Below are 19,220 nucleotides of genomic sequence, written 5' to 3'. Positions count from 1 at the left end.
GGATGGGGGGCTGGGGGAAGGGGAAGGAAAAGCCCTTTTCAAAGGGTTTTCCTTCCCCTTCCCCCAGCCGCCGGAGGCATTCCTAGCCTAGCTTTTCTTCGAGCGACGGATCGAGGTCGACGCGGAGGGTGCCGAGTTTGCGGTCAACGGCGACCTGGCCGAGGTTGAACCCTTTGACTTTGCGCACGTCCTTGACCAGGGCGTACATGACGTCGGCCTTGCCGTCGTCCTTGCGGTAGCTCTTGAGTCCGCAGAGGATGGCGGCCTGGGTCAGGGAGGATTCGGGCACGTCCTGGCCGGGGTGGTCGCGTTTGAGGATGACGTGCGAGCTGGGGCCGTCCTCCACGTGGAACCAGTAGTCGAAGGGCGAGGCCGCCTGGCTGAGCATGTGGTGGTTGGCGCTTTTGTTCTTGCCCCGGATGACGGTGAACCCGTCGCCGGTGCGGAACAGACGCACGGCCAGGCCCCGGAACCGTTTGGGCAGGGCGGCCGGGCCTTCGGGCTCAGGGCTTCCCTGGGGCAGCGAGGCCGGGTGCAGTTCGAGGGTGCCGTCCTCGGCCTGGGCGAGCTGGGCCAGAAGTTCCCGGCGGCGGCGCTCCACGTGCGGGAATCCGCGCTGGGCCTTGGCCGCCAGTTTGAAATAGTGCTCCATGTTCTCGGTGGGCGAGAGGAACGGATTCAGCGATACGGCCATGGGCCCGTGCACCGGGTGGGTGACGTCCACGGATTCGAGCCCTTCCATGCCCTTGAAGCGGTAGAGCTCTGCCTGGAGCGCCTCGGCCTTGACCTGCTCGGCGGCAAGGGCTTCGAGGCGGGCCTGTTCCTGGTCCAGGCTGGCGAGGTTGCGCTTGAGTTTCTTGCGCGCGCGTTTGAGCTGGATGGTCTGGGCCTTGTCCTCCTCCATGTCGAGCAGGGGGAAGAGGGTGCGTTCGCCGTAGGCGCGGGCCGCATCCAGGGCCGAGTGGAAAATCTCGTCGTCCCTGCCGGACGGCCAGGCCGTGGGCGGCGTCCAGTCGTCGCCGGACCGGCCGAGGTGGAAAACGTCCGCCGAGGCCGTGGCCACCTGAAAATAGAGGGCATGGGCGTCCTCTACGGGCAGCCCGGCCAGCACCTTGCGCAGGGGCGGGGAAATGTGCGGATACTCGCGCCAGATCTCCGGGTCTTCCAGGACGTCTTCGAGGGCGGGCCACTCGGGCTCATGGGCGAAGGAGAGGGGCAGCTCGTCGGCCAGGGTCATGCCGGTGCGGCAGTCGAGAATGAGGAAGGTTTTGCCGTCCGGGTCGGTGCGCGGGGTGAGCTCCAGCGCGAGGCACAGGTTGGGCCAGTCGGTGTGCGCTGCCAGAATTTTGCGGTTTCGCAGCCGCTTGCGGAACCACATGGCCATGGCCGGGGCGGTCTGCGGATTGACCGGCTTGACCGGGGAAAGAAATAGATGGCCCGCCGATTTGGCGGGCCTGAAGATCAGGTGAAGGGGTTCGCCCGTGTTCTGGATGGCCAGCACCCAGACGCCCGGGGCCGGGCCGAATATCTTGTCTATTCGGCGACCTGCGAGGGTGGACGAAAGTTCCGCGCTCAGGAAGCGGAAGAAATTGGCTTCCATGGCCGTCTCCGTCCAGGTGAAGCCGGTCGGCTAGTCGCCGCGGACGGCCTCGTCTTCTTCCTGTTTGCTTTTGCAGTTGATGCACAGCGTGGTCATGGGACGCGCCTTGAGACGGGCAGTGGAGATATCGTCGCCGCATTCCTGGCAGATGCCGAATTCGCCGTCCTCGATGCGGTTGATGGCCTGCTGAATCTTCTTGATCAGCTTGCGTTCGCGGTCGCGCAGACGCAGGGTGAAGGCGCGGTCGCTTTCGGCCGTGGCACGGTCCGCCGGATCGGCATAGATTTCGCCCGATTCGGTCATGTCCTCGATAGTCGCCTCGCTTTTCTTGAGGATGTCATCAAGCATGCCGTCCAGGGTTTCCTTGAAGTACTTCAGATCGTTCGCTTCCATATTAACCTCCCCCTCTGAGAGTGAGCAGTCTGTTGAGGAGCTAAGGGTGCAACCCCTTTTCTACTGAATTAAAGCGCGTTGGTATACCAAAAAGGCCCAAAAAGTAAAGTCTTTCCATTAGGCCAAAAATTCCAGGGAGTTCATGTCTCCCTGAAATTCAAAAAAAAATAAAATCCGCTTGACACCTGAGAGGGGCGTGGGTAAACAGTGGTTCGCTTTTGAGGGCGGGAATAACTCAGTGGTAGAGTGCAACCTTGCCAAGGTTGAAGTCGCGGGTTCAAATCCCGTTTCCCGCTCCAAAACGACGGCGACATAGCCAAGTGGTAAGGCAGAGGTCTGCAAAACCTCCATTCTCCGGTTCAAATCCGGATGTCGCCTCCACTCGGCGGGAATAACTCAGTGGTAGAGTGCAACCTTGCCAAGGTTGAAGTCGCGGGTTCAAATCCCGTTTCCCGCTCCAGCTAATTAAGCCGGTCTCCGCGAGAGACCGGCTTTTTTAGGGGAGCCCAAGCCGCCGAACACCACGCGGGAATAACTCAGTGGTAGAGTGCAACCTTGCCAAGGTTGAAGTCGCGGGTTCAAATCCCGTTTCCCGCTCCAGAAACGATCAGGCCGGTCTCGTCGAGATCGGCCTTTTTCGTGCCCGGTGCATTTCTTTACCCTCGCGATATCATTAGCCTATCAAGAAAATATGACTTTTGTGCGCCGTTTTGCGCACGCCCGGTATGGTCCGTGCAGATATGGGCAGGACGGCAACAATTTCCCGAAACCGCGACCGTTCGGACAACCATGAGCAAGACGAGCATACCCCACATATTCGACCCGGCGCACGGCCCCGTTTCCGGAGGCCTGATCGGTTCGCCCCTGGCCTCGGCGGGCATCCAGGCACGGAACTTCACGGCCATGGTCGGCATCCCGGCTCCGGCCATCGCCCCGGATTTCTACACGCCCGACGCTCTGGTTTCGGATGTGGAGCGGCTGTGCGACCCGGGCGAGCCCGTGTCCGACACCCGGCTGCTCAACGTGGCCGTGAAATACTTCTTCGCCTACGTGCACGAGGACGCCCACCGCGACCCCGTGCCCTACGGCGAACTGGCTGGACTGTTTGAGCAGTTCTCGCGCCACCAGTCCATGAACGAGCCGGGCGACGACATCGAGGTCATGAACCGGCTTCGCATGTGGTCCTCGGTGCTCCGCGTGCTGGCCGACGCCCCCCGCGCGGCCCACGTCATGCGGGCGGTCCTGGCCCAGGCGGAGACCTCCCCGGGCTGCGGCCCGTTCGTGGGCGTGGACATCGGGGCCGGGACCGGCATCATGCTCCTGGCCCTCCAGATCCTGGCCCGGCGCAGCGGCTTTTCGGACATCCAGACCCTGGGCTATCAGTGCGACCCGGTCTCCGGGGAACGGACCCACGATCTGGTCCATTCCCTCGGCGCGGGGTCCGTCATGCTCGTCGATCCAACCCGGCCCAACGCCTTCGGCCTGGTCCGGGGCCGGGCGGTCAACTTCGTGGCCAACGAGGTCATGGCGGGCATCCAGCAGTCCCTGACCGCGGACAACTGTTTCCACAAATACCAGATGTTCCTCGAGACCGTGGGCGACAGCCTGGACCGGGCCGTGTTCTTCCCCGAAGGACTCATCGCCCATAGCGCCGCCACCCGCGCCTCGGTCATCCTGGCCCGCGAAAACGGCTTCCAGCCCCCGGCCGAATACCTGGACGAAAAGTTCATCCCCCAGGGCCTCATCCTCGAAGGCAAGGTCCTGCCCATGCACAAGCTCGGCAGCGACTTCTACCGCTACCTGACCTAGCCCGCGTTCACCGACGACCAATACCAAGCCCGGCCCGACCGGGCTCTTTTCGTGCCTCCGGCGGGCCCTCGCCGGGCGGGCGTCTCCGACGGCCAGGGAACCTTTATCGCTGCTGTCGCCATCTCTAAAGCTCGAAGACTCGCTAAGAGCTGCCGCTGGAAAAGGTTCCCTGGACCCTCCAAAAATTTTTGTCGCCGCTTCGCGGGGCCGTGCGAGCGCGTTCATTCATGCTTTTTTTGTCCAATATTCTGGTTCGGACATCCTATGGCGAAGAGGCATGGCTTGCCATGACCTCCTCACGCGCGAATGCGCATAGAAAAAGTTTAGGAAAGGATGGGGATGGGGGTCCGGGGGAAGGGGAAGGGAAAGCCCTTTTCAAAGGGTTTCCCTTCCCCTTCCCCCGGCCGCCGGAGGCATCCTACCCCCATAAAGCGATGACGGCGGCGCCGGCGGTCATGATGGCGGTGCCGATGAGGCGGTAGCGGATGCCGGACTCGTGGAAGAGCAGCCAGCCGTAGAGCACGGAGAAGATTCCGGCCAGCCGTTTGATGGTGATCATGTAGGCGGCCGCGGTCAGGGTCATGGCCACGTTGTGGCAGAGTGCTTCGGCGAATACGATCAGCCCGGCCGCGATGCCGAGCAGCGGCTTGCGGGTGAGATTTCTGAGGGACGCCTTGCCGGTGAGCAGCAGGAGGAGCGTGAGCAGGACGCCGTAGAGGGAGAAGACGACGACGGCCGCGAACAAGGGCGAGGAGTTGAGGATGATGACCTTGCCGCCCACGGAGGTCAGCCCGAACAGGACGGCCACGACGAGCATGAGGGCAGAGCCGGGCTCCTTCCAGACCGCCTTGATCGGGCCGAGGAAGCCGTATCGGGCCGAATCGAGGTTGAGCACGTAGCCGCCCACGACCACCAGGAGCATGCCCGCGGTGCCCTGGGCGGTGAGCTTCTCGTCGAGGATGAGGCCGCCGGTGAACAGGACGAAGACCGGGGTGAAGCTGAGGAAGGGCAGGGTCAGGGACAGGGGGGACATGCGGATGGCGCGGTAATACAGGAGGATGGCGACCATGAGCATGGGCAGCACCCAGGCCATGGACGGCAGGAAACCGGGCCCGATGGCCGGGATGTCGATGAACGCCAGGGCGGCGAGAAAGAGCGGCAGGCCGTAGAAATAGGGGATGAGGCTCATCTCCCAGGACGAGAGGTCCGAGAAGTACCGCTTGATGAACGCGGAGTTGGTGGCCATGAAGAAGGCCGCGCCCACCGAGAGCAGGAACCACGTCACTGCAGTTTTTCCTCGATGCCGGTCCGGAAGCCGCCGTCGCCGTTGTTGTCCTGGGTGCGGACGCCCCCCTCGTAGGACCAGGCCGTGAGGCGGCCCGACTTGTCGAGCTGCGCCGTCAGGGTGAAGGGCGGCTGTTTGCCCCGGTAGTACCAGGCCATGACCGGGTTGGTGGAGGTGAAGCGCAGGTCATGGAAGACGAGCCGCCTGCCCTCGGGAGTGTCGGTCTCCTCCACATAGGGCCACTTGGTGAACCAGGCGTAGGTGGCGAACATGGACTGCTGCTCGCCGAGCTTGCGCAGGAACGTCTTGTCCGCCCGCCTGACGCGCAGGGGCGCGGCGGGTTCGCGGTCGCCGAACAGGTCCATGGTGTCCAGGAGATAGTCCGGCCCGGCGGTGACGACCACCTTCCAGAACCGGGGCGACAGGGCGTCCGGGGTGACGTGCACGTGCTCGTAGGCGACGCCCTCGGCGTCGAGCCGGTGGGCGTAGACGTTTTGGAGCACGGCCCCCATGCCCATGTTGGCCAGGGGATAGAGGAAGAACCAGGCCATGCCGGTCAGGGCGATGGCGTGGCGGTGTTTTTTGATCAGCCAGGCGGCGAGGATGAGGGCTAGCGTGGTCAGGGTGAAGACCGGGTCGATGATGAACGCGCCGTCCAGGGCGAAGCGGTGGTTGGAGAACGGGGCGAGCAGCTGGGTGCCGTAGGTGGTGATCAGATCGAGCCACACGTGGGTCAGGGCGAGCGCGTAGAAGAGGGCGGCCGCCCGGACGAACGGGGTGCGCCGGGAGACGAGTTTGTACAGCCCGGCCAGGGCCAGCGCCAGGAAGAACGTGCCGAAGAAGGAGGTGCTGACGCCCCGGTGGTAGAGCAGGTTGAACTCCGGGCCGTCGCCGAAGAAGATGTCCATATCGGGCATCCAGGCCGCGAACAGGCAGGCGGGCACGAGGAATTTCGCTTCGGGAAACCACCGGCGCGCGGCCAGGCCACCCATGAGGCCCGAGGAGAGGTGTGTGAGCGGGTCCATGTCCGGGGTATACCCTGCGGCGTATATATTGTAAAAAACAAACTTGCGGTTTGGGGGAGCCGAGGGTAAGGAGCGGAAACCTAGAAGAAAAGGAGCTCGACGCACCATGTTGAAACCGTCTGTCGGCGTCGCCCTGGAAGGGCTGCCCTATATCATCATCGCAGCATTCACCACCCTGATTTTCGCCATCCTCGGCTGGTGGCCCCTGGCCGTGCTCGGCCTCGCCGCCAGCGCCTTCATCGGGCATTTTTTTCGCGACCCCGAGCGCGTCGGCCCGGAGGACGCCGAGGCCGTGTCCGCGCCGGCGGACGGCAAGGTCATCAAGGTCGGCCGGGCCGTGGACCCCGTGACCGGGGAGTCCCGCCAGTACATCGCCATCTTCATGAACGTCTTCAACGTGCACGTGAACCGCATGCCGATCAGCGGCAAGATCGAGGTCATCCGCTACATCCCGGGCAAGTTCTTCAACGCCTCCTTCGACAAGGCCAGCGAGGACAACGAGCGCAACGTCGTGGTCGTCACCGGCAAGGGCAACCAGCGGTTCACCATGGTTCAGATCGCGGGGCTCATTGCCCGGCGCATCGTCTGCTGGGCCGAGCCGGGCGACAAGCTCAAGCGGGGCGAGCGGTATGGTTTGATTAAGTTCGGATCAAGAGTTGACCTTTACATTCCGGATGGCTATGTACCAACTGTCAGCGTCGGTCAGAAGACCGTCGCCGGCGAAACGGTCTTGGCGGAGAAACGTCCCGCCTGATCCGGAAAGTACGAGTAACCGATCGCCATGGTTGAAAAAAAATTGCCGCGCCATAAGAGTGTCTACCTCCTGCCGAACCTGCTGACCACGGCCAGCCTGTTTGTCGGCTTTCTGGGACTGACCTGGGCCATCCAGGGGGACATCACCTCCTGCGCCCTGTGCATCCTGGCGAGCTGCGTGTTCGACGGGCTGGACGGCAAGGTGGCGCGGATCACCAACACGCAGAGCGAATTCGGCGTTCAGCTCGACTCCCTGGCCGATCTGGTCGCCTTCGGCGTGGTCCCGGCGGTCATGGCCTATCTCTGGACCCTGCAAGACTTCGGCCGTCTCGGCCTGATGGCCGCCTTCCTGTTCATGGCCTGCGGGGCCCTGCGTCTCGCCCGGTTCAACGTCCAGGCGGCGACCACCTCCAAGAAGCATTTCGTGGGCCTGCCCATTCCGGCGGCGGCCTGCACCCTGGCCACGTTGGTCCTCTTCAACGACTACGTGCCGCACGAGTACCTGCACTCCGTGATCTCGGTGGGCACCCTGGTTCTCGTCTACGTGCTGTCCTTCTTCATGGTCAGCACCATCCGTTTCTATTCCTTCAAGGAAATCAGCGCATTCAAGGCCCATCCCTTCAGTTGGATGGTGACCGCGATCCTGATCTTCTCGCTCATCGCGTCCCGGCCCAAGGTGCTCGGGTTCGTCTTCTTCCTGGGCTACCTCATCTCCGGCCCGCTCTACACCCTTTTCCTACTATCCCGCAGAAACAAGCGACTACTACGGGACAGCTCCAAGAAAGAGCTAGGCTAGCTCTCCTCATCCCATATTAGTACGTCGTACTGACCTCCATCGCCACGCTGCCCCGTGCGGGTTTTGCGCTTGGCGGTTGCATACCTGTTGTCAAACATTTAGAACATACCCCCACAAGGGGAACCATCCCGGAGGATACCATGGCAGAAAGAGTGTACGTATTCGACACCACCTTGCGTGACGGCGAACAGTCTCCCGGCGCGACCATGAACCTGGACGAGAAGATCCGCATGGCCCGCCAGCTCGAGACCCTGGGCGTGGACATCATCGAGGCGGGCTTCCCCATCGCCAGCCAGGGCGACTTCGAGGCGGTCCAGGCCATTGCCGCCGCCGTCGAGAAACCCCAGATCGCCGGGCTGTGCCGCGCTGTGACCGGCGACATCGACCGCTGCTGGGAGGCCATCAAGGACGCCCGGCACCCGCGCATCCACGTCTTCCTGGCCACCAGCGAAATCCACATGAAGCACAAGTTGGGCAAGACCGCGGACGAGGTCATCGTCATGATCGACAAGGCCGTGCGCCATGCCCGGGAGTACACCGACAACGTGGAGTTCTCGGCCGAGGACGCCTCGCGCTCGGACTGGGATTTCCTGGTCAAGGTCTGCGAGACCGCCATTGAGGCCGGGGCCTGCGTGGTCAACATCCCCGATACCGTGGGCTACACCCAGCCCTTTGAATATTACGACCTGATCAAATACCTCATGGACAACGTCCGCAACATCGACAAGGCCATGATCTCCGTCCACTGCCACAACGACCTGGGTTCGGCCGTTGCCAACTCCCTGGCCGCGATCAGGGCGGGGGCGCGCCAGGTGGAGTGCACCGTGCTCGGCATCGGCGAGCGCGCGGGCAACGCGGCGCTCGAGGATGTGGTCATGGCGCTGAACACCCGCAAGGAGCTGTACGGCGTCGAGACCGGCATCGTCACCGAGCAGATATTCCCGTCCTGCCGCCGCCTGTCCCAGATCATCGGCATGCCCATCCCGCCGAACAAGGCCATAGTCGGGGCCAACGCCTTTGCCCACGAGTCCGGCGTGCACCAGGACGGCGTGCTCAAGAACCGGCTGACTTACGAGATCATGACCCCGGCCTCCATCGGCCTGACCAACAACGAGATCGTCATCGGCAAGCACTCCGGCTCCCACGCCGTGCGCAAGAAGGCCGAGGAGCTGGGCTACAATTTGAACGACGAGCAGATCAACGTGCTCTTCAAGGCGGTTAAGGACCTGGCCGACAAGAAGGAGCAGGTCTTCGACGAGGACGTGGAGGCGCTCATCCTGGAGTCCGTGTACCGCCGCAAGGACCGCTTCCGGTTGATCGACATGTCCGTGTTCTCCGGCACCGGCGACGTGCCCCCGCACGCGGCCACGGTCATGGCGTTCGGGGCCGAGGGCGAGGCCGAGGTCAGGCGCACCAGCAATTTCGGCGAAGGTTCCATTGACGCCGTGTTCCACTCCATCTACTCATTGGTGGGCGTATCCCCGAAACTCGAAAGCTATACGGTCAACGCCGTGACCGAAGGATCCGACGCCCTGGCCGGTGTCGCCGTGCGCATCGAGCACGACGGCGTCAAGGCCGTGGGGCGCGCCAACGACGGCGATGTGGTCAAGGCCAGCGCCTTGGCCATGGTCAACGCATTGAACCGCTTGGAAAAAGCGAAAGAGGAGAAATAGACAAATGGGTCAGACCTTAGCTGAAAAAATTCTGCAGAACCATACGGACGAGCAGATCTCCGGCGCGGGGCAGATTGTCCAGTGCAAAGTGGATATGGTCCTCGCCAACGACATCACCGCTCCCCTGGCGATCAAGTCCTTCAAGGCCATGGGCGCGAAAAAGGTGTTCGACCGGGACAAGATTTCCCTGGTCTGCGACCACTTCACCCCGAACAAGGACATCGACTCCGCCGAGCAGGTCAAGGTGGTTCGCGACTTCGCCGAGGAAATGGGCGTGACCCATTACTACGAGTGCGGCGAGGTCGGCGTGGAACACGCGCTGCTGCCCGAGAAGGGCATTGTCGGCCCCGGCGACGTGGTCGTGGGCGCGGACTCCCACACCTGCACCTACGGCGGCCTGGGCGCGTTCGCCACGGGCATGGGCTCCACCGACATCGGCGCGGCCATGGCGCTGGGCGAGACCTGGTTCAAGGTCCCGCCGACCATCCGCGTGAACCTGACCGGCACCCCCGGCAAGTACGTCGGCCCCAAGGATTTCGTCCTCAACCAGATCGGCGTTCTCGGCGTCTCCGGCGCCCTGTACAAGGCCCTGGAATACGGCGGCGAAGTGGTCGACAACATGACCCTCGAGGGCCGCATGACCATCGCCAACATGGCCATCGAGGCGGGCGGCAAGGTCGGCCTGTTCCCGGTGGACCAAAAGACCCTGGACTACTCGGCCAACGCCGGGTTCAAGGGCGGCGAGCTGATGACCCCGGATGCCGACGCCGTGTACGAGCGCGTGCTCGACATCGACGTCACCGGCATGGCCCCCCAGGTGGCCTGTCCGCACCTGCCCGACAACGTCAAGCCCGTGGACGAGACCGCCGGCCTCAAGATCCACCAGGCCGTCATCGGCTCCTGCACCAACGGCCGCATCGAGGACATGCGCCTGGCCGCCGAAGTGCTCAAGGGCCGCAAGGTCGACCCCAAGGTGCGCTGCATCATCCTGCCCGCCACCCCGTCCATCTGGAAGGCGTGCATGCAGGAAGGGCTGATGGAGATATTCATGGACGCCGGCTGCATCGTCGGACCGCCCACCTGCGGCCCCTGTCTGGGCGGCCACATGGGCATCCTGGCGGGCGGCGAGCGCGCCATCTCCACCACCAACCGGAACTTCAAGGGCCGCATGGGCTCCCTGGAGTCCGAGGTCTTCCTGTCCAACCCCGCCGTGGCCGCCGCCTCCGCCGTGGCCGGTGAGATCATCAACCCCGCCAAGCTGTAGGAGGGTACACTAATGAAAGTAACCGGAACCGCTCACAAAGTGGGCGACCATATCGATACGGACGCCATCATCCCGGCCCGTTTCCTGGTGACAACCGACGCCAAGGAACTGGGCGCCAACTGCATGGAGGGCCTGGAGGCCGGATGGGTCAAGCGCGTCAAGGAAAACGACGTCATGGTCGGCGGCGTGAACTTCGGCTGCGGCTCGTCCCGTGAACATGCCCCCATCTCCATCCTGGGCGCGGGCATTCCCGTGGTCCTGGCCCACAGCTTCGCGCGCATCTTCTACCGCAACGGCTTCAACATGGGCCTGGTCCTGCTCGAGATCGGCGACGATATCGACAAGTTCAGTGATACCGACAAGATCGAGGTGGACACCGCCTCCGGCGTCATCAAGAACCTGACCACCGGCGCGACCGTCCAGGCCGCCCCGGTTCCCCCGTTCATGCAGGAAATCCTCAACGCGGGCGGACTGGTCGAGTACGCCAAGAAAAAACTGGCCTAAGCAGGCCTCCGGCGGCCGGGGGAAGGGGGAAGGGAAACCCTTTGAAAAGGGTTCTCCCTTTCCCCTTCCCCCGGTCCCCCATCCCCCTTCCTTTCCCAAACTTTTTGGGGCCGCTTCGCGGGGTAGGGGGGGCGGGCTGTCGGGTTGTATTTGTTAGTGAACGCAAATTTTTGATAATGGCATTGATCATGCGCCCCCACGGCCCCGCCGAAGGCGCGACAAGAAGTTTTGGAGAGTCCAGAGAACCTTTTTCAAAAGGTTCTCTGGTCCCGCCGAAGGCGACCGCCGGTAGGCCCGCCGGAGGCATCACAACAGGAGAGCGTAATGAAGATTTGTGTATTGCCCGGTGACGGGATCGGCCCGGAGATCGTGACCCAGGCCCTGCGGGTTCTGGACAAGGTGGGCGGCAAGTTCGGCCGTACCTTCGAGACCACCGAAGCGTTGATCGGCGGCTGCGCCATCGACGCCGAGGGCGTGCCTCTGCCCGCCGAGACCGTGGCCAAGTGCCGCAACTCGGACGCCGTGCTGCTGGGCGCGGTGGGCGGCCCCAAATGGGACACCATCGATCCGGCCATCCGCCCGGAGAAGGGGCTGCTCGGCATCCGCAAGGAGCTCGGGCTGTTCGCCAACGTGCGTCCGGCCAAGCTGTTCAAGCAGCTGGCCGATGCCTGCTACCTGCGCCCGGACATCGTGGCCCGGGGGCTGGACGTCATGGTCGTGCGCGAGCTGACCGGCGGCATCTACTTCGGCGAGCCGCGTTTTGACGGCGAGAAGGACGGCGAGCGGTTTGGCTTCAACACCATGACCTATTTCGAGCACGAGATCCGGCGCATCGCCAAGGTGGCCTTCGAGGCTGCCCGCAAGCGTTCGGGCAAGGTCTGCTCCGTGGACAAGGCCAACGTGCTGGACGTGTCCCGGGTGTGGCGGGAGATCGTCATCGACGAGCACAAGAACTATCCGGACATCGAGCTGTCCCACCTGTACGTGGACAACGCGGCCATGCAGCTGGTGCGCGACCCGTCCCAGTTCGACGTGGTGGTCACCGGCAACCTGTTCGGCGACATCCTGTCGGACGAGGCCGCGGCCATCACCGGCTCCATCGGCATGCTCCCGTCCGCTTCCCTGGGCGCGGGCAACCCCGGTCTGTTCGAGCCCATCCACGGCTCGGCTCCGGACATCGCGGGCAAGGACCTGGCCAACCCCCTGGCGACCATCCTGTCCGTGTCCATGATGCTGCGCCACGCCTTCGACATGGCCGAAGAGGCGGACTGCGTCGAGCAGGCCGTGGAAAAGACCCTGGAGCAGGGCTACCGCACCGGCGACATCATGCAGGAAGGCGGCAAGCCCGTGGGCTGCACCGCCATGGCCGACGCCGTGCTGGCGAACATGTAGTTCGATCGGAAGAGAATGAACAAGGGCCGTGTCGCTTGGCGATGCGGCCCTTTCTTTGCGTCTGGGGAGAGGGGCTAGAGCAAGGGGGTGCTCAGCTTGCCCGCCTTTTCGGCCTGCCTGCCGGTCTCCAGGTCGATGAAACCGAGGGCCATGCACACGCCGATGTAATCCATTTTGAGGATTTCCATCTTTTTCAGCGCCCGTTCATGCTGTTCCCGGGTGATCTTGCCCTGGTTCTGCAGGTAGCGGCCGATCTTTTCGTTCTCGTCCGATTCGGCCGCTTCGAGGTCGGCCATGGAGATGCCTCGGAAGTCGCCCTGGGTGTTCCTGAGGGTGGCCAGGGCCTGTTCCTTGGCGGCCACGTCCCGCTCCAGGTCCCGCTTCTGGTCGCGCAGGGACTGGTGCCGGGTTTCGAGCTCGTTTTGCCGGTTGTGCAGCTCGTTCATGGTCGCATAGCGGTATTTGGAGATCATGCGGAAGGCCACGAAGAAGATGGCCAGAAACAGGCCGAAGAGCATGCTGAAGGTCATCGGGCGTGTTTCCGTTGTTCCAGGATGGCTATTTGCTCATCGAGGTCGCCCACCTTGGCCTTGAGGTCCGCGATGTGCTCCTCGAGGACGTTGTTCTTGGCCTCGAGATGCACGGTCAGCCGTCGGACCTCGTTGCGCTTGCGCCGGATCAGGTCCGAGCAGTTGTGGTGGTGGATGACGATGATCCCCACAAGAACGAACCCGAACATGGCCAGGAGAAGGTATAGGGTACTGACTTCCAGCATTGGGGTGTCTGTGGGTTGTCGGGTTCGGGGAGGGCCTTCGGTTGTGCGCAAGGTACGCGGAAACATGGCGGCTGGCAAGGACATGCGTCTGTCTCCGGTCTGTCTCCCCGTGGTGGCCTATTTCGTTTGCGTATGGTTCATGAGCCGCTCGATCTTTTGCCCGGCCGGCAGTTTCTTGATGGCCAGTTCCAGTTTCAGGGCCGCGCTCTTGCCGTCCACCTCAACGCTGGCCGCCAGGGCCACCGGGAGCCGCGCCCGGGTGTACTTGGAGGCGGTCCCGGCGTTGTGGGCCGTGAGCCGCCGGTCCAGGTCGTTGGTGATGCCGCAGTAAAGGCTGTTGTCCGCGCAGCGGAGCAGATAGACGTACCATGCCTGCATGGCGGCAGTGTACCCGCGGGGCCGCTCGCGGTCAAAACAGTTGCCAATCCGCTTCACGCATTATATCTGTCATCCGCAAACGCAAAGGGTCCATTATTATCATGTCGCGCATCACAGTACAGAGTCTCGAAAAATCCTACGGCGGCGAGCCGATCTTTTCCGACGTGGCCTTCGAGGTCGCGCCGGGCATGCGCCTTGCCCTGACCGGCCCCAACGGCTGCGGCAAGTCCACGCTGCTCAAGGTCCTGGCCGGGGAGATCGAGCCCGACGGCGGTCAGGTCACCCTGACCAAGGGCGCCCGCGTGGGCTACGTGGCCCAGGAAATGACCGGCGAGGTCCTGGAGCAGCAGCTCCTGGCCTGGGTCCTGTCCGCGCTGCCTTCCTGGAACGAGTTCTGGGAGGCGTGGGAAAAGGCCGTGCGCGATGGCGACAACGTGCGCATCGAGCAGCTGGCTCACCGCCAGGCGGAGTTCGAACAGCTCTACGGCTACAACCCGGACCACAAGGCGCGGGCCATTCTGACCGGCCTGGGCTTTGCCGAGGAGGCCCTGCACAAGCGCATCGGCGAACTGTCCGGCGGCTGGCGCGAGCGGGCCAAGCTCGGCCGGGTCCTGTTGCAGGGCGCGGACGTGCTCCTGCTCGACGAGCCCACCAACCACCTCGACCTGGAGGCCGTGGAGTGGCTGGAGGACTATCTGCTCAATTTCCGGGGCACGCTCGCCTTCGTGGTCCACGACCGCATCTTCCTGAACCGCGTGGGCACCCACGTGCTCTTCCTGGGCGGGGCCAAGCCGCTCCTGCGCAAGGGGTCCTTCGACGAGTTCCTGGCCTGGGACGAGGAGAACCGGGAGCAGCGGCGCAAGGAAGCGGACAAGCTGTCGGCCCGGATCGAGAACGAATACAAGTACATCAACAAATTTCGGGTCAAGGCGCGCAAGGCGGCCCAGGCCCAGAGCAAGCTCAAGAAGGTGGAGAAGCTCGAACAGGAGCTCAGCCAGATCAAGCAGGTCCAGGCCTCCCATCACCGGGGCCGGAGCCTGAACTTCCGCCTGCCCGAGCCCAAGCGCGGCGACAAGGTCGCGGTGTCCGTGGTGGACCTCGAATTTCACTACCAGGGCGGGCACTCGGTCTGGCCCGCGCTCAACTTCCAGCTCTTCCGGGGCAAGAAGGTGGCCGTGGTCGCACCCAACGGCGCGGGCAAGTCCACGCTGCTCAAGCTCATTGCCGGGTCGCTGACCCCGTCCGCCGGGCACGTCAAGATCGGCCCCGGCACGGAGATGGGCTATTTCAGCCAGCACCAGCACGAGATCCTCAACCTGGACAACTCGGTCATCGGCGAGATCCGGCGGCTGTCCAGCCCCGGGCTGACCGAGGAGCAGGTCATGAGCGTGCTCGGCTTGTTCCTGCTCGGCGAGCCGTATTTCGAGCGCAAGGTCAAGGGGTTGTCCGGCGGCGAGAAGTCCCGCCTGCTCCTGGCCACCCTGTTCCTGGCCAAGGCCAACCTGCTCATCCTGGACGAGCCCACCAACCACCTGGACATCGAGACCTGCGAAGGGCTCATCCGGGCCCTGCAGGACTACGAGGGCACGCTGCTCTTCGTGGCACACGACCGCTACCTTCTGAACGAGGTGGCCGAGGAGGTCTGGTCCCTGGACGAGAGCGGGCTGACCCAGCACATCGGCGGGTTCGAGGAGTTCCACGCCCGGCAGAAGCAGGAGGAGGCGTGCCGTAACGGCCAGGCCGCCTGCGATTTCGAGGACACCCAGGAGAAGCGCAAGCTGACCAAGGAGGAGAAGCGCCGCCAGGCCGAGGAGCGCAACCGCCTCTACCGCGAGCTCAAGCCGCTGAAAAAGAAGTACGACAAGCTCGAGGCGGACCTGGAAAAGGTCCTGGACGAGCAGGCCGGGCTGGAAGCGAAGATGAACGATCCCGCGACCTACGAGAAGCCCGAGCAGGCGCTGAAGCTCAACGCGGCCTACAAGGACGCCATCGAGTGGGCCGAGACCCTCATGGAGCAGATGGCCGAACTCGAAGCCCGCATGGAGGCCATCGCCGGCGACCAGGAGGCGGAATGACCAAGCCGGTCCTGGAGGTGGTGGCGGGCATCGTCTGGCGCGACGGCGAATATCTGGCCGTGCAGCGGCCCGAGGGCGGGCCCATGGCCGGATGGTGGGAATTTCCCGGCGGCAAGGTGGAGCGGGGCGAGACGCGCGAGCAGGCCCTGGTCCGCGAGTTCCGCGAGGAGCTGGACGTCACGCCCGAGGAATTTGCGTACTGGCGCGACCTGCGACACGAGTACGACGAGTTTTCCGTGCATCTGCATTTTTTCCATATCACAAAATATTCCGGTGAGTTGAAGAGTGTTGAAGGCCAGAAAATGGCCTGGGCCGATCCCAGGGGACCGGTCGTTCTCGACTTCCTGCCCGCCGACATCGTCATCGTCGAAGCCCTCCATAATTGATTCCGATGCCCGCCGTGCGGGGATTTACGCCATTTCTCCATTGAAGGTTGGGCCAAGAAGGAGTATGTATCTTCACTTGCCCGAATTGGGCCTTACTTGAAGCAACCGTTGAAGGAGTAAGCTTTGCGCGTTTGTGATCTGATCGACGGGAAGTCCCCGTTCATCTCCTTGGAGTTCTTTCCTCCCAAGGAGCGGGAAGCCTGGCCCGCCTTTTTCGAGGTGGTCGACAAGCTCAAGGTCCTCGATCCCCTGTTCGCGTCCGTGACCTACGGCGCGGGCGGCGGCACCCAGGCAAACACCCTGGAGATCGCCACCCGGATGAAACGGGATCACGGCATCGAGCCCCTCACCCACCTGACCAGCGTGGGGGCCTCGGCCGAAAAGCTGGACAACTTCCTGGAAAGCCTGGGCAAGGCCGACATCGACAACGTTCTGGCCCTGCGCGGCGACCCGCCCCGGGGCGTGGCCGATTTCGATTTCAGCGCCCAGGAGTTCAAACACGCCTCGGATTTGATCGAGTACATCTGCGCGCGCTATCCCGACCTGTGCGTGGGCGGCGCGGCCTATCCTGAGCCGCACTGCGAGTCGCCGTCCATCAAGTCCGACCTGGACATGGTCCACCTCAAGGTGCGCAAGGGCGCGAAGTTCCTGGTGACCCAGATGTTCTTCGACAACCGCATGTATTTCGACTACGTGGAGCGGCTCAAGCTCATGGGCGCGGACGTGCCGGTCATCCCCGGCGTCATGCCGCTGCTCAGCCTGAAGTCGGCCAAGTTCATCCTCAGCCTGTGTGGCGCGGCCATTCCGGGCAAGTTCCTGAGCGCTCTCGAGAGGGCGCATGAGGAGGGCGGTGACGATGCCGTGTACGCACTCGGTATCGACTACGCGACCAAACAGGCCCAGGAACTCATCGATGGCGGTGCGCCGGGCGTGCATTTGTACACGCTCAACCGCGCCGACGCCGTTCTTGAAATCGGAAAAAATCTCAATATATAGTCTTTGGGGGTAAGGAAAAATGAGCAAGAATTTCGTTGTGGCCGTGTGCGGCGCCACGGGCGCCGTGGGTCAGGAGATGTTGAAGGTTCTGGAGCAGAGGGATTTCCCCTACAGCAAGGTCATTCCCCTGGCCTCCGCCCGCAGCGCGGGCAAGAAGGTCGAGTGCAAGGGCGAGGAACTGACCGTGCAGGAACTGACCAAGGATTCCTTCGACGGCGTGGACATCGCCCTGTTTTCGGCGGGCGGCGCCATCAGCAAGGAGTACGCCCCCATCGCGGCCAAGGCGGGCTGCGTGGTGGTGGACAACTCGGCGGCCTGGCGCATGGACGACGAGTGCCCCCTGGTGGTTCCCGAAGTGAACCCCCAGGACCTGGACTGGCACAAGGGCATCATCGCCAACCCCAACTGTTCCACCATCCAGATGATGGTCGCGCTCAAGCCCATCCATGACGAGGCCAAGATCAAGCGAGTGGTCGTCTCCACCTACCAGGCCGTGTCCGGCACCGGCCAGAAGGCCATCGAGGAACTGGAAAACCAGGTGCGCCGCCTCATGTCCGGCCAGCCCGTGGTGGCCGACGTGTACCCGCACCAGATCGCCTTCAACTGCCTGCCGCACATCGACGTCTTCATGGACAACGGCTACACCAAGGAAGAGATGAAGATGGTCAACGAGACCGTCAAGATCATGGGCGACCCGTCCATCAAGGTCACCGCCACCTGCGTGCGCGTGCCGGTCTTCTACGGCCACTCCGAGTCCGTGAACATCGAGACCGAGCAGAAGCTGACCGCCGACGACGTCCGCGCCCTGCTGGCCAAGGCCCCCGGCGTGACCGTCGAGGACTACCCGGAAAAGCTCATCTACCCCATGGCCATCAACGCCTCGGGCGAGGACGACACCTTCGTCGGCCGCATCCGCGAGGACGAGACCATCGAGAACGGCATCAACATGTGGATCGTTTCCGACAATATCCGCAAGGGCGCGGCCCTGAACACCGTCCAGATCGCCGAGACCCTGATCGAGCGCGACCTGGTGCGCGTGCCCTAAGGAGTTCATCGTGGCCAAGGTAGCGGATTCCAAAACGTATCTGGACGCAATGCTGGCCGTGGAACGGCCCGGCTCCGGCGAAATCCAGGCCTTCTACGAACACCGTGTGGGCATGATCTGCACGGACCCCAAGCTCATGGTCATGCCCTGGGACGACCATCTGGTCCATCGCGGGGACGGCATCTTCGAGACCATGAAGTTCGTGGACAGGAAGCTCTACCAGCTTGAGCCGCATATGGCCCGCATGCAGCGGTCCTGCCAGGCCATCTACATGACCCCGCCGTGCTCCTGGGACGAAATCCGGGGACTGATCCTCGACGTGGCCCGGGCGGGTGGGCGTGACGACGGCATGGTCCGCGTGCTCATCGGGCGCGGCCCCGGCGGCTTCGGCATCTACCCGTCCGAGTGCCCGGTATCGAGTCTCTATGTGGTGGCCTACGACCTGCACCCCAAGCCGGAATCGGTCTACGAGAAGGGCGTCACCGCCTTCAAGACCTCCATTCCGGCCAAGCAGTCGTACTTGGCGACCATCAAGTCCATCGACTACCTGCCCAACGTGCTCATGAAGCACGAGGCCGAGGAAAAGGGCTTTGATTTCCCGTTCTGCTTCGACCGCAACGGGTTCCTGGCCGAAGGGGCCACCGAAAACGTCTGCATCGTGGACGAGGGCGGCAGGCTGATCATCCCGGAATTCACCAACGCCCTGGCCGGGACCACCCTGATGCGCGCCGTGGACCTGATCAAGAACGAGGTGTCCATCGTCTTCCGCAGCATCAGCGAAGAGGAAATCCTCCTGGCCCGCGAGGTCATCATCGTCGGTACCACCGGTGACGCCATCCCCGTGGTCCGGTTCAACGGCAAGCCCATCCATAACGTTAAACCCGGCCCCGTGGCCGCCCGCATCCGCGAGCTCCTCAAAAAGGACCTCCAGGAAACCGGCATCCCGCTCTAGCCGGGCATCAAGTTCAATTCAAAAGGGCCACCCAAAAGGCGGCTCCTCCATGAAGTCGTCGCGCTCTATCCAGAGCTCACGGGTGAAGGGCACCTTGCGCGAGCCGTAGGATTCGTCCT

General features: G+C 63.5%; 19 protein-coding genes and 4 tRNA genes. 16 read left to right on the top strand and 7 right to left on the bottom strand.

Annotated features, from left to right (window positions below; translation table 11 throughout):
* Nucleotides 1-82: 82 nt before the first annotated feature.
* Both AB6M95_RS16490 and dksA read right to left on the bottom strand, forming a co-directional pair.
* Nucleotides 83-1,600, bottom strand: a complete 1,518-nt coding sequence (locus AB6M95_RS16490; RefSeq protein WP_371387841.1) for an NFACT RNA binding domain-containing protein — start codon at nucleotides 1,598-1,600, stop codon at nucleotides 83-85.
* Between the two features lie 30 nt (nucleotides 1,601-1,630).
* Nucleotides 1,631-1,993: an RNA polymerase-binding protein DksA gene (dksA, locus tag AB6M95_RS16485; RefSeq protein ID WP_371387839.1), complete on the bottom strand. Its 363-nt coding sequence runs from the start codon at nucleotides 1,991-1,993 to the stop codon at nucleotides 1,631-1,633.
* Between the two features lie 224 nt (nucleotides 1,994-2,217).
* Between dksA and AB6M95_RS16480 the strand changes: the two genes are divergently transcribed.
* The 5 genes from AB6M95_RS16480 to AB6M95_RS16460 all read left to right on the top strand — a co-directional run bounded on the left by AB6M95_RS16480 (nucleotide 2,218) and on the right by AB6M95_RS16460 (nucleotide 3,802).
* Nucleotides 2,218-2,292, top strand: a tRNA-Gly gene (locus tag AB6M95_RS16480).
* A gap of 7 nt (nucleotides 2,293-2,299) precedes the next feature.
* A tRNA-Cys gene (locus AB6M95_RS16475) sits at nucleotides 2,300-2,374 on the top strand.
* 4 nt (nucleotides 2,375-2,378) lie between these two features.
* A tRNA-Gly gene (locus tag AB6M95_RS16470) sits at nucleotides 2,379-2,453 on the top strand.
* Between the two features lie 65 nt (nucleotides 2,454-2,518).
* Nucleotides 2,519-2,593, top strand: a tRNA-Gly gene (locus AB6M95_RS16465).
* A 189-nt stretch (nucleotides 2,594-2,782) separates the two neighbouring features.
* Nucleotides 2,783-3,802 carry a hypothetical protein gene (locus AB6M95_RS16460; protein WP_371387838.1) on the top strand — a complete coding sequence of 340 codons (1,020 nt, stop codon included), beginning with the start codon at nucleotides 2,783-2,785 and terminating at the stop codon, nucleotides 3,800-3,802.
* A 418-nt stretch (nucleotides 3,803-4,220) separates the two neighbouring features.
* Here the strand turns inward: AB6M95_RS16460 and AB6M95_RS16455 are convergent, their stop codons facing one another.
* Together AB6M95_RS16455 and AB6M95_RS16450 are read right to left on the bottom strand one after the other, a co-directional pair.
* Nucleotides 4,221-5,087 carry an EamA family transporter gene (locus AB6M95_RS16455; protein ID WP_371387837.1) on the bottom strand — a complete coding sequence of 289 codons (867 nt, stop codon included), beginning with the start codon at nucleotides 5,085-5,087 and terminating at the stop codon, nucleotides 4,221-4,223.
* On the bottom strand, nucleotides 5,084-6,112 hold the full coding sequence (locus tag AB6M95_RS16450; protein WP_371387836.1) for a metal-dependent hydrolase: 1,029 nt from the start codon (nucleotides 6,110-6,112) through the stop codon (nucleotides 5,084-5,086). The genes AB6M95_RS16455 and AB6M95_RS16450 overlap by 4 nt, the downstream gene beginning before the upstream one ends.
* 106 nt (nucleotides 6,113-6,218) lie before the next feature.
* Between AB6M95_RS16450 and AB6M95_RS16445 the strand changes: the two genes are divergently transcribed.
* From AB6M95_RS16445 to leuB, 6 genes are all read left to right on the top strand, one after another.
* Nucleotides 6,219-6,866 (top strand): phosphatidylserine decarboxylase family protein, encoded by a 648-nt coding sequence (locus AB6M95_RS16445; protein ID WP_371387835.1) that lies wholly within the window; start codon nucleotides 6,219-6,221, stop codon nucleotides 6,864-6,866.
* A gap of 27 nt (nucleotides 6,867-6,893) precedes the next feature.
* Nucleotides 6,894-7,661 (top strand): CDP-diacylglycerol--serine O-phosphatidyltransferase, encoded by a 768-nt coding sequence (gene pssA, locus AB6M95_RS16440; RefSeq protein ID WP_371387834.1) that lies wholly within the window; start codon nucleotides 6,894-6,896, stop codon nucleotides 7,659-7,661.
* 140 nt (nucleotides 7,662-7,801) lie between these two features.
* Nucleotides 7,802-9,334 (top strand): 2-isopropylmalate synthase, encoded by a 1,533-nt coding sequence (locus tag AB6M95_RS16435; RefSeq protein ID WP_371387833.1) that lies wholly within the window; start codon nucleotides 7,802-7,804, stop codon nucleotides 9,332-9,334.
* A gap of 4 nt (nucleotides 9,335-9,338) precedes the next feature.
* Entirely contained in the window at nucleotides 9,339-10,598 is a 1,260-nt protein-coding gene (leuC, locus tag AB6M95_RS16430; protein ID WP_371387832.1) for a 3-isopropylmalate dehydratase large subunit, read from the top strand.
* Between the two features lie 12 nt (nucleotides 10,599-10,610).
* Entirely contained in the window at nucleotides 10,611-11,102 is a 492-nt protein-coding gene (locus AB6M95_RS16425) for a 3-isopropylmalate dehydratase small subunit (protein WP_371387831.1), read from the top strand.
* A gap of 324 nt (nucleotides 11,103-11,426) precedes the next feature.
* A complete protein-coding gene (gene leuB / locus AB6M95_RS16420; RefSeq protein ID WP_371387830.1) occupies nucleotides 11,427-12,494 on the top strand; it encodes a 3-isopropylmalate dehydrogenase in 1,068 nt (355 codons plus the stop codon).
* Between the two features lie 74 nt (nucleotides 12,495-12,568).
* Here leuB and AB6M95_RS16415 read toward each other — a convergent pair whose 3' ends face one another.
* The 3 genes from AB6M95_RS16415 to AB6M95_RS16405 form a co-directional block, all read right to left on the bottom strand.
* Complete coding sequence (locus tag AB6M95_RS16415) at nucleotides 12,569-13,024, bottom strand: coiled-coil domain-containing protein (RefSeq protein ID WP_371387829.1); 456 nt, start codon at nucleotides 13,022-13,024, stop codon at nucleotides 12,569-12,571.
* Nucleotides 13,021-13,269 carry a hypothetical protein gene (locus AB6M95_RS16410; protein ID WP_371387828.1) on the bottom strand — a complete coding sequence of 83 codons (249 nt, stop codon included), beginning with the start codon at nucleotides 13,267-13,269 and terminating at the stop codon, nucleotides 13,021-13,023. Before AB6M95_RS16410 ends, AB6M95_RS16415 begins: the two co-directional genes overlap by 4 nt.
* Before the next feature lie 117 nt (nucleotides 13,270-13,386).
* On the bottom strand, nucleotides 13,387-13,647 hold the full coding sequence (locus AB6M95_RS16405; RefSeq protein ID WP_371387827.1) for a GIY-YIG nuclease family protein: 261 nt from the start codon (nucleotides 13,645-13,647) through the stop codon (nucleotides 13,387-13,389).
* A gap of 101 nt (nucleotides 13,648-13,748) precedes the next feature.
* Between AB6M95_RS16405 and AB6M95_RS16400 the strand changes: the two genes are divergently transcribed.
* The 5 genes from AB6M95_RS16400 (at nucleotide 13,749) to AB6M95_RS16380 (ending at nucleotide 19,101) form a co-directional block, all read left to right on the top strand.
* On the top strand, nucleotides 13,749-15,722 hold the full coding sequence (locus tag AB6M95_RS16400) for an ABC-F family ATP-binding cassette domain-containing protein (RefSeq protein ID WP_371387826.1): 1,974 nt from the start codon (nucleotides 13,749-13,751) through the stop codon (nucleotides 15,720-15,722).
* Nucleotides 15,719-16,108: a (deoxy)nucleoside triphosphate pyrophosphohydrolase gene (locus tag AB6M95_RS16395; protein ID WP_371387825.1), complete on the top strand. Its 390-nt coding sequence runs from the start codon at nucleotides 15,719-15,721 to the stop codon at nucleotides 16,106-16,108. The genes AB6M95_RS16400 and AB6M95_RS16395 overlap by 4 nt, the downstream gene beginning before the upstream one ends.
* Before the next feature lie 123 nt (nucleotides 16,109-16,231).
* Complete coding sequence (locus tag AB6M95_RS16390) at nucleotides 16,232-17,104, top strand: methylenetetrahydrofolate reductase (RefSeq protein ID WP_371387824.1); 873 nt, start codon at nucleotides 16,232-16,234, stop codon at nucleotides 17,102-17,104.
* A gap of 19 nt (nucleotides 17,105-17,123) precedes the next feature.
* Nucleotides 17,124-18,149 (top strand): aspartate-semialdehyde dehydrogenase, encoded by a 1,026-nt coding sequence (locus AB6M95_RS16385; protein WP_371387823.1) that lies wholly within the window; start codon nucleotides 17,124-17,126, stop codon nucleotides 18,147-18,149.
* A 10-nt stretch (nucleotides 18,150-18,159) separates the two neighbouring features.
* Nucleotides 18,160-19,101, top strand: coding sequence for an aminotransferase class IV (locus tag AB6M95_RS16380; protein ID WP_371387822.1), 942 nt, complete (start codon nucleotides 18,160-18,162; stop codon nucleotides 19,099-19,101).
* Nucleotides 19,102-19,220: the final 119 nt, after the last annotated feature.

The organism is Pseudodesulfovibrio karagichevae (genome assembly GCF_041414475.1).
Taxonomy (GTDB): domain Bacteria; phylum Desulfobacterota; class Desulfovibrionia; order Desulfovibrionales; family Desulfovibrionaceae; genus Pseudodesulfovibrio; species Pseudodesulfovibrio karagichevae.
Note: the sequence above shows the minus strand (reverse complement) of the source record. Positions and strands in the feature narration are given on the sequence as shown.

Coding starts and splice junctions, on each gene's coding strand:
- AB6M95_RS16490 (WP_371387841.1), bottom strand. CDS start 1,600: ATGGAAGCCAATTTCTTCCGCTTCCTGAGCGCGGAACTTTCGTCCACC.
- dksA (WP_371387839.1), bottom strand. CDS start 1,993: ATGGAAGCGAACGATCTGAAGTACTTCAAGGAAACCCTGGACGGCATG.
- AB6M95_RS16460 (WP_371387838.1), top strand. CDS start 2,783: ATGAGCAAGACGAGCATACCCCACATATTCGACCCGGCGCACGGCCCC.
- AB6M95_RS16450 (WP_371387836.1), bottom strand. CDS start 6,112: ATGGACCCGCTCACACACCTCTCCTCGGGCCTCATGGGTGGCCTGGCC.
- AB6M95_RS16445 (WP_371387835.1), top strand. CDS start 6,219: ATGTTGAAACCGTCTGTCGGCGTCGCCCTGGAAGGGCTGCCCTATATC.
- pssA (WP_371387834.1), top strand. CDS start 6,894: ATGGTTGAAAAAAAATTGCCGCGCCATAAGAGTGTCTACCTCCTGCCG.
- AB6M95_RS16435 (WP_371387833.1), top strand. CDS start 7,802: ATGGCAGAAAGAGTGTACGTATTCGACACCACCTTGCGTGACGGCGAA.
- leuC (WP_371387832.1), top strand. CDS start 9,339: ATGGGTCAGACCTTAGCTGAAAAAATTCTGCAGAACCATACGGACGAG.
- AB6M95_RS16425 (WP_371387831.1), top strand. CDS start 10,611: ATGAAAGTAACCGGAACCGCTCACAAAGTGGGCGACCATATCGATACG.
- leuB (WP_371387830.1), top strand. CDS start 11,427: ATGAAGATTTGTGTATTGCCCGGTGACGGGATCGGCCCGGAGATCGTG.
- AB6M95_RS16415 (WP_371387829.1), bottom strand. CDS start 13,024: ATGACCTTCAGCATGCTCTTCGGCCTGTTTCTGGCCATCTTCTTCGTG.
- AB6M95_RS16410 (WP_371387828.1), bottom strand. CDS start 13,269: ATGCTGGAAGTCAGTACCCTATACCTTCTCCTGGCCATGTTCGGGTTC.
- AB6M95_RS16405 (WP_371387827.1), bottom strand. CDS start 13,647: ATGCAGGCATGGTACGTCTATCTGCTCCGCTGCGCGGACAACAGCCTT.
- AB6M95_RS16400 (WP_371387826.1), top strand. CDS start 13,749: ATGTCGCGCATCACAGTACAGAGTCTCGAAAAATCCTACGGCGGCGAG.
- AB6M95_RS16395 (WP_371387825.1), top strand. CDS start 15,719: ATGACCAAGCCGGTCCTGGAGGTGGTGGCGGGCATCGTCTGGCGCGAC.
- AB6M95_RS16385 (WP_371387823.1), top strand. CDS start 17,124: ATGAGCAAGAATTTCGTTGTGGCCGTGTGCGGCGCCACGGGCGCCGTG.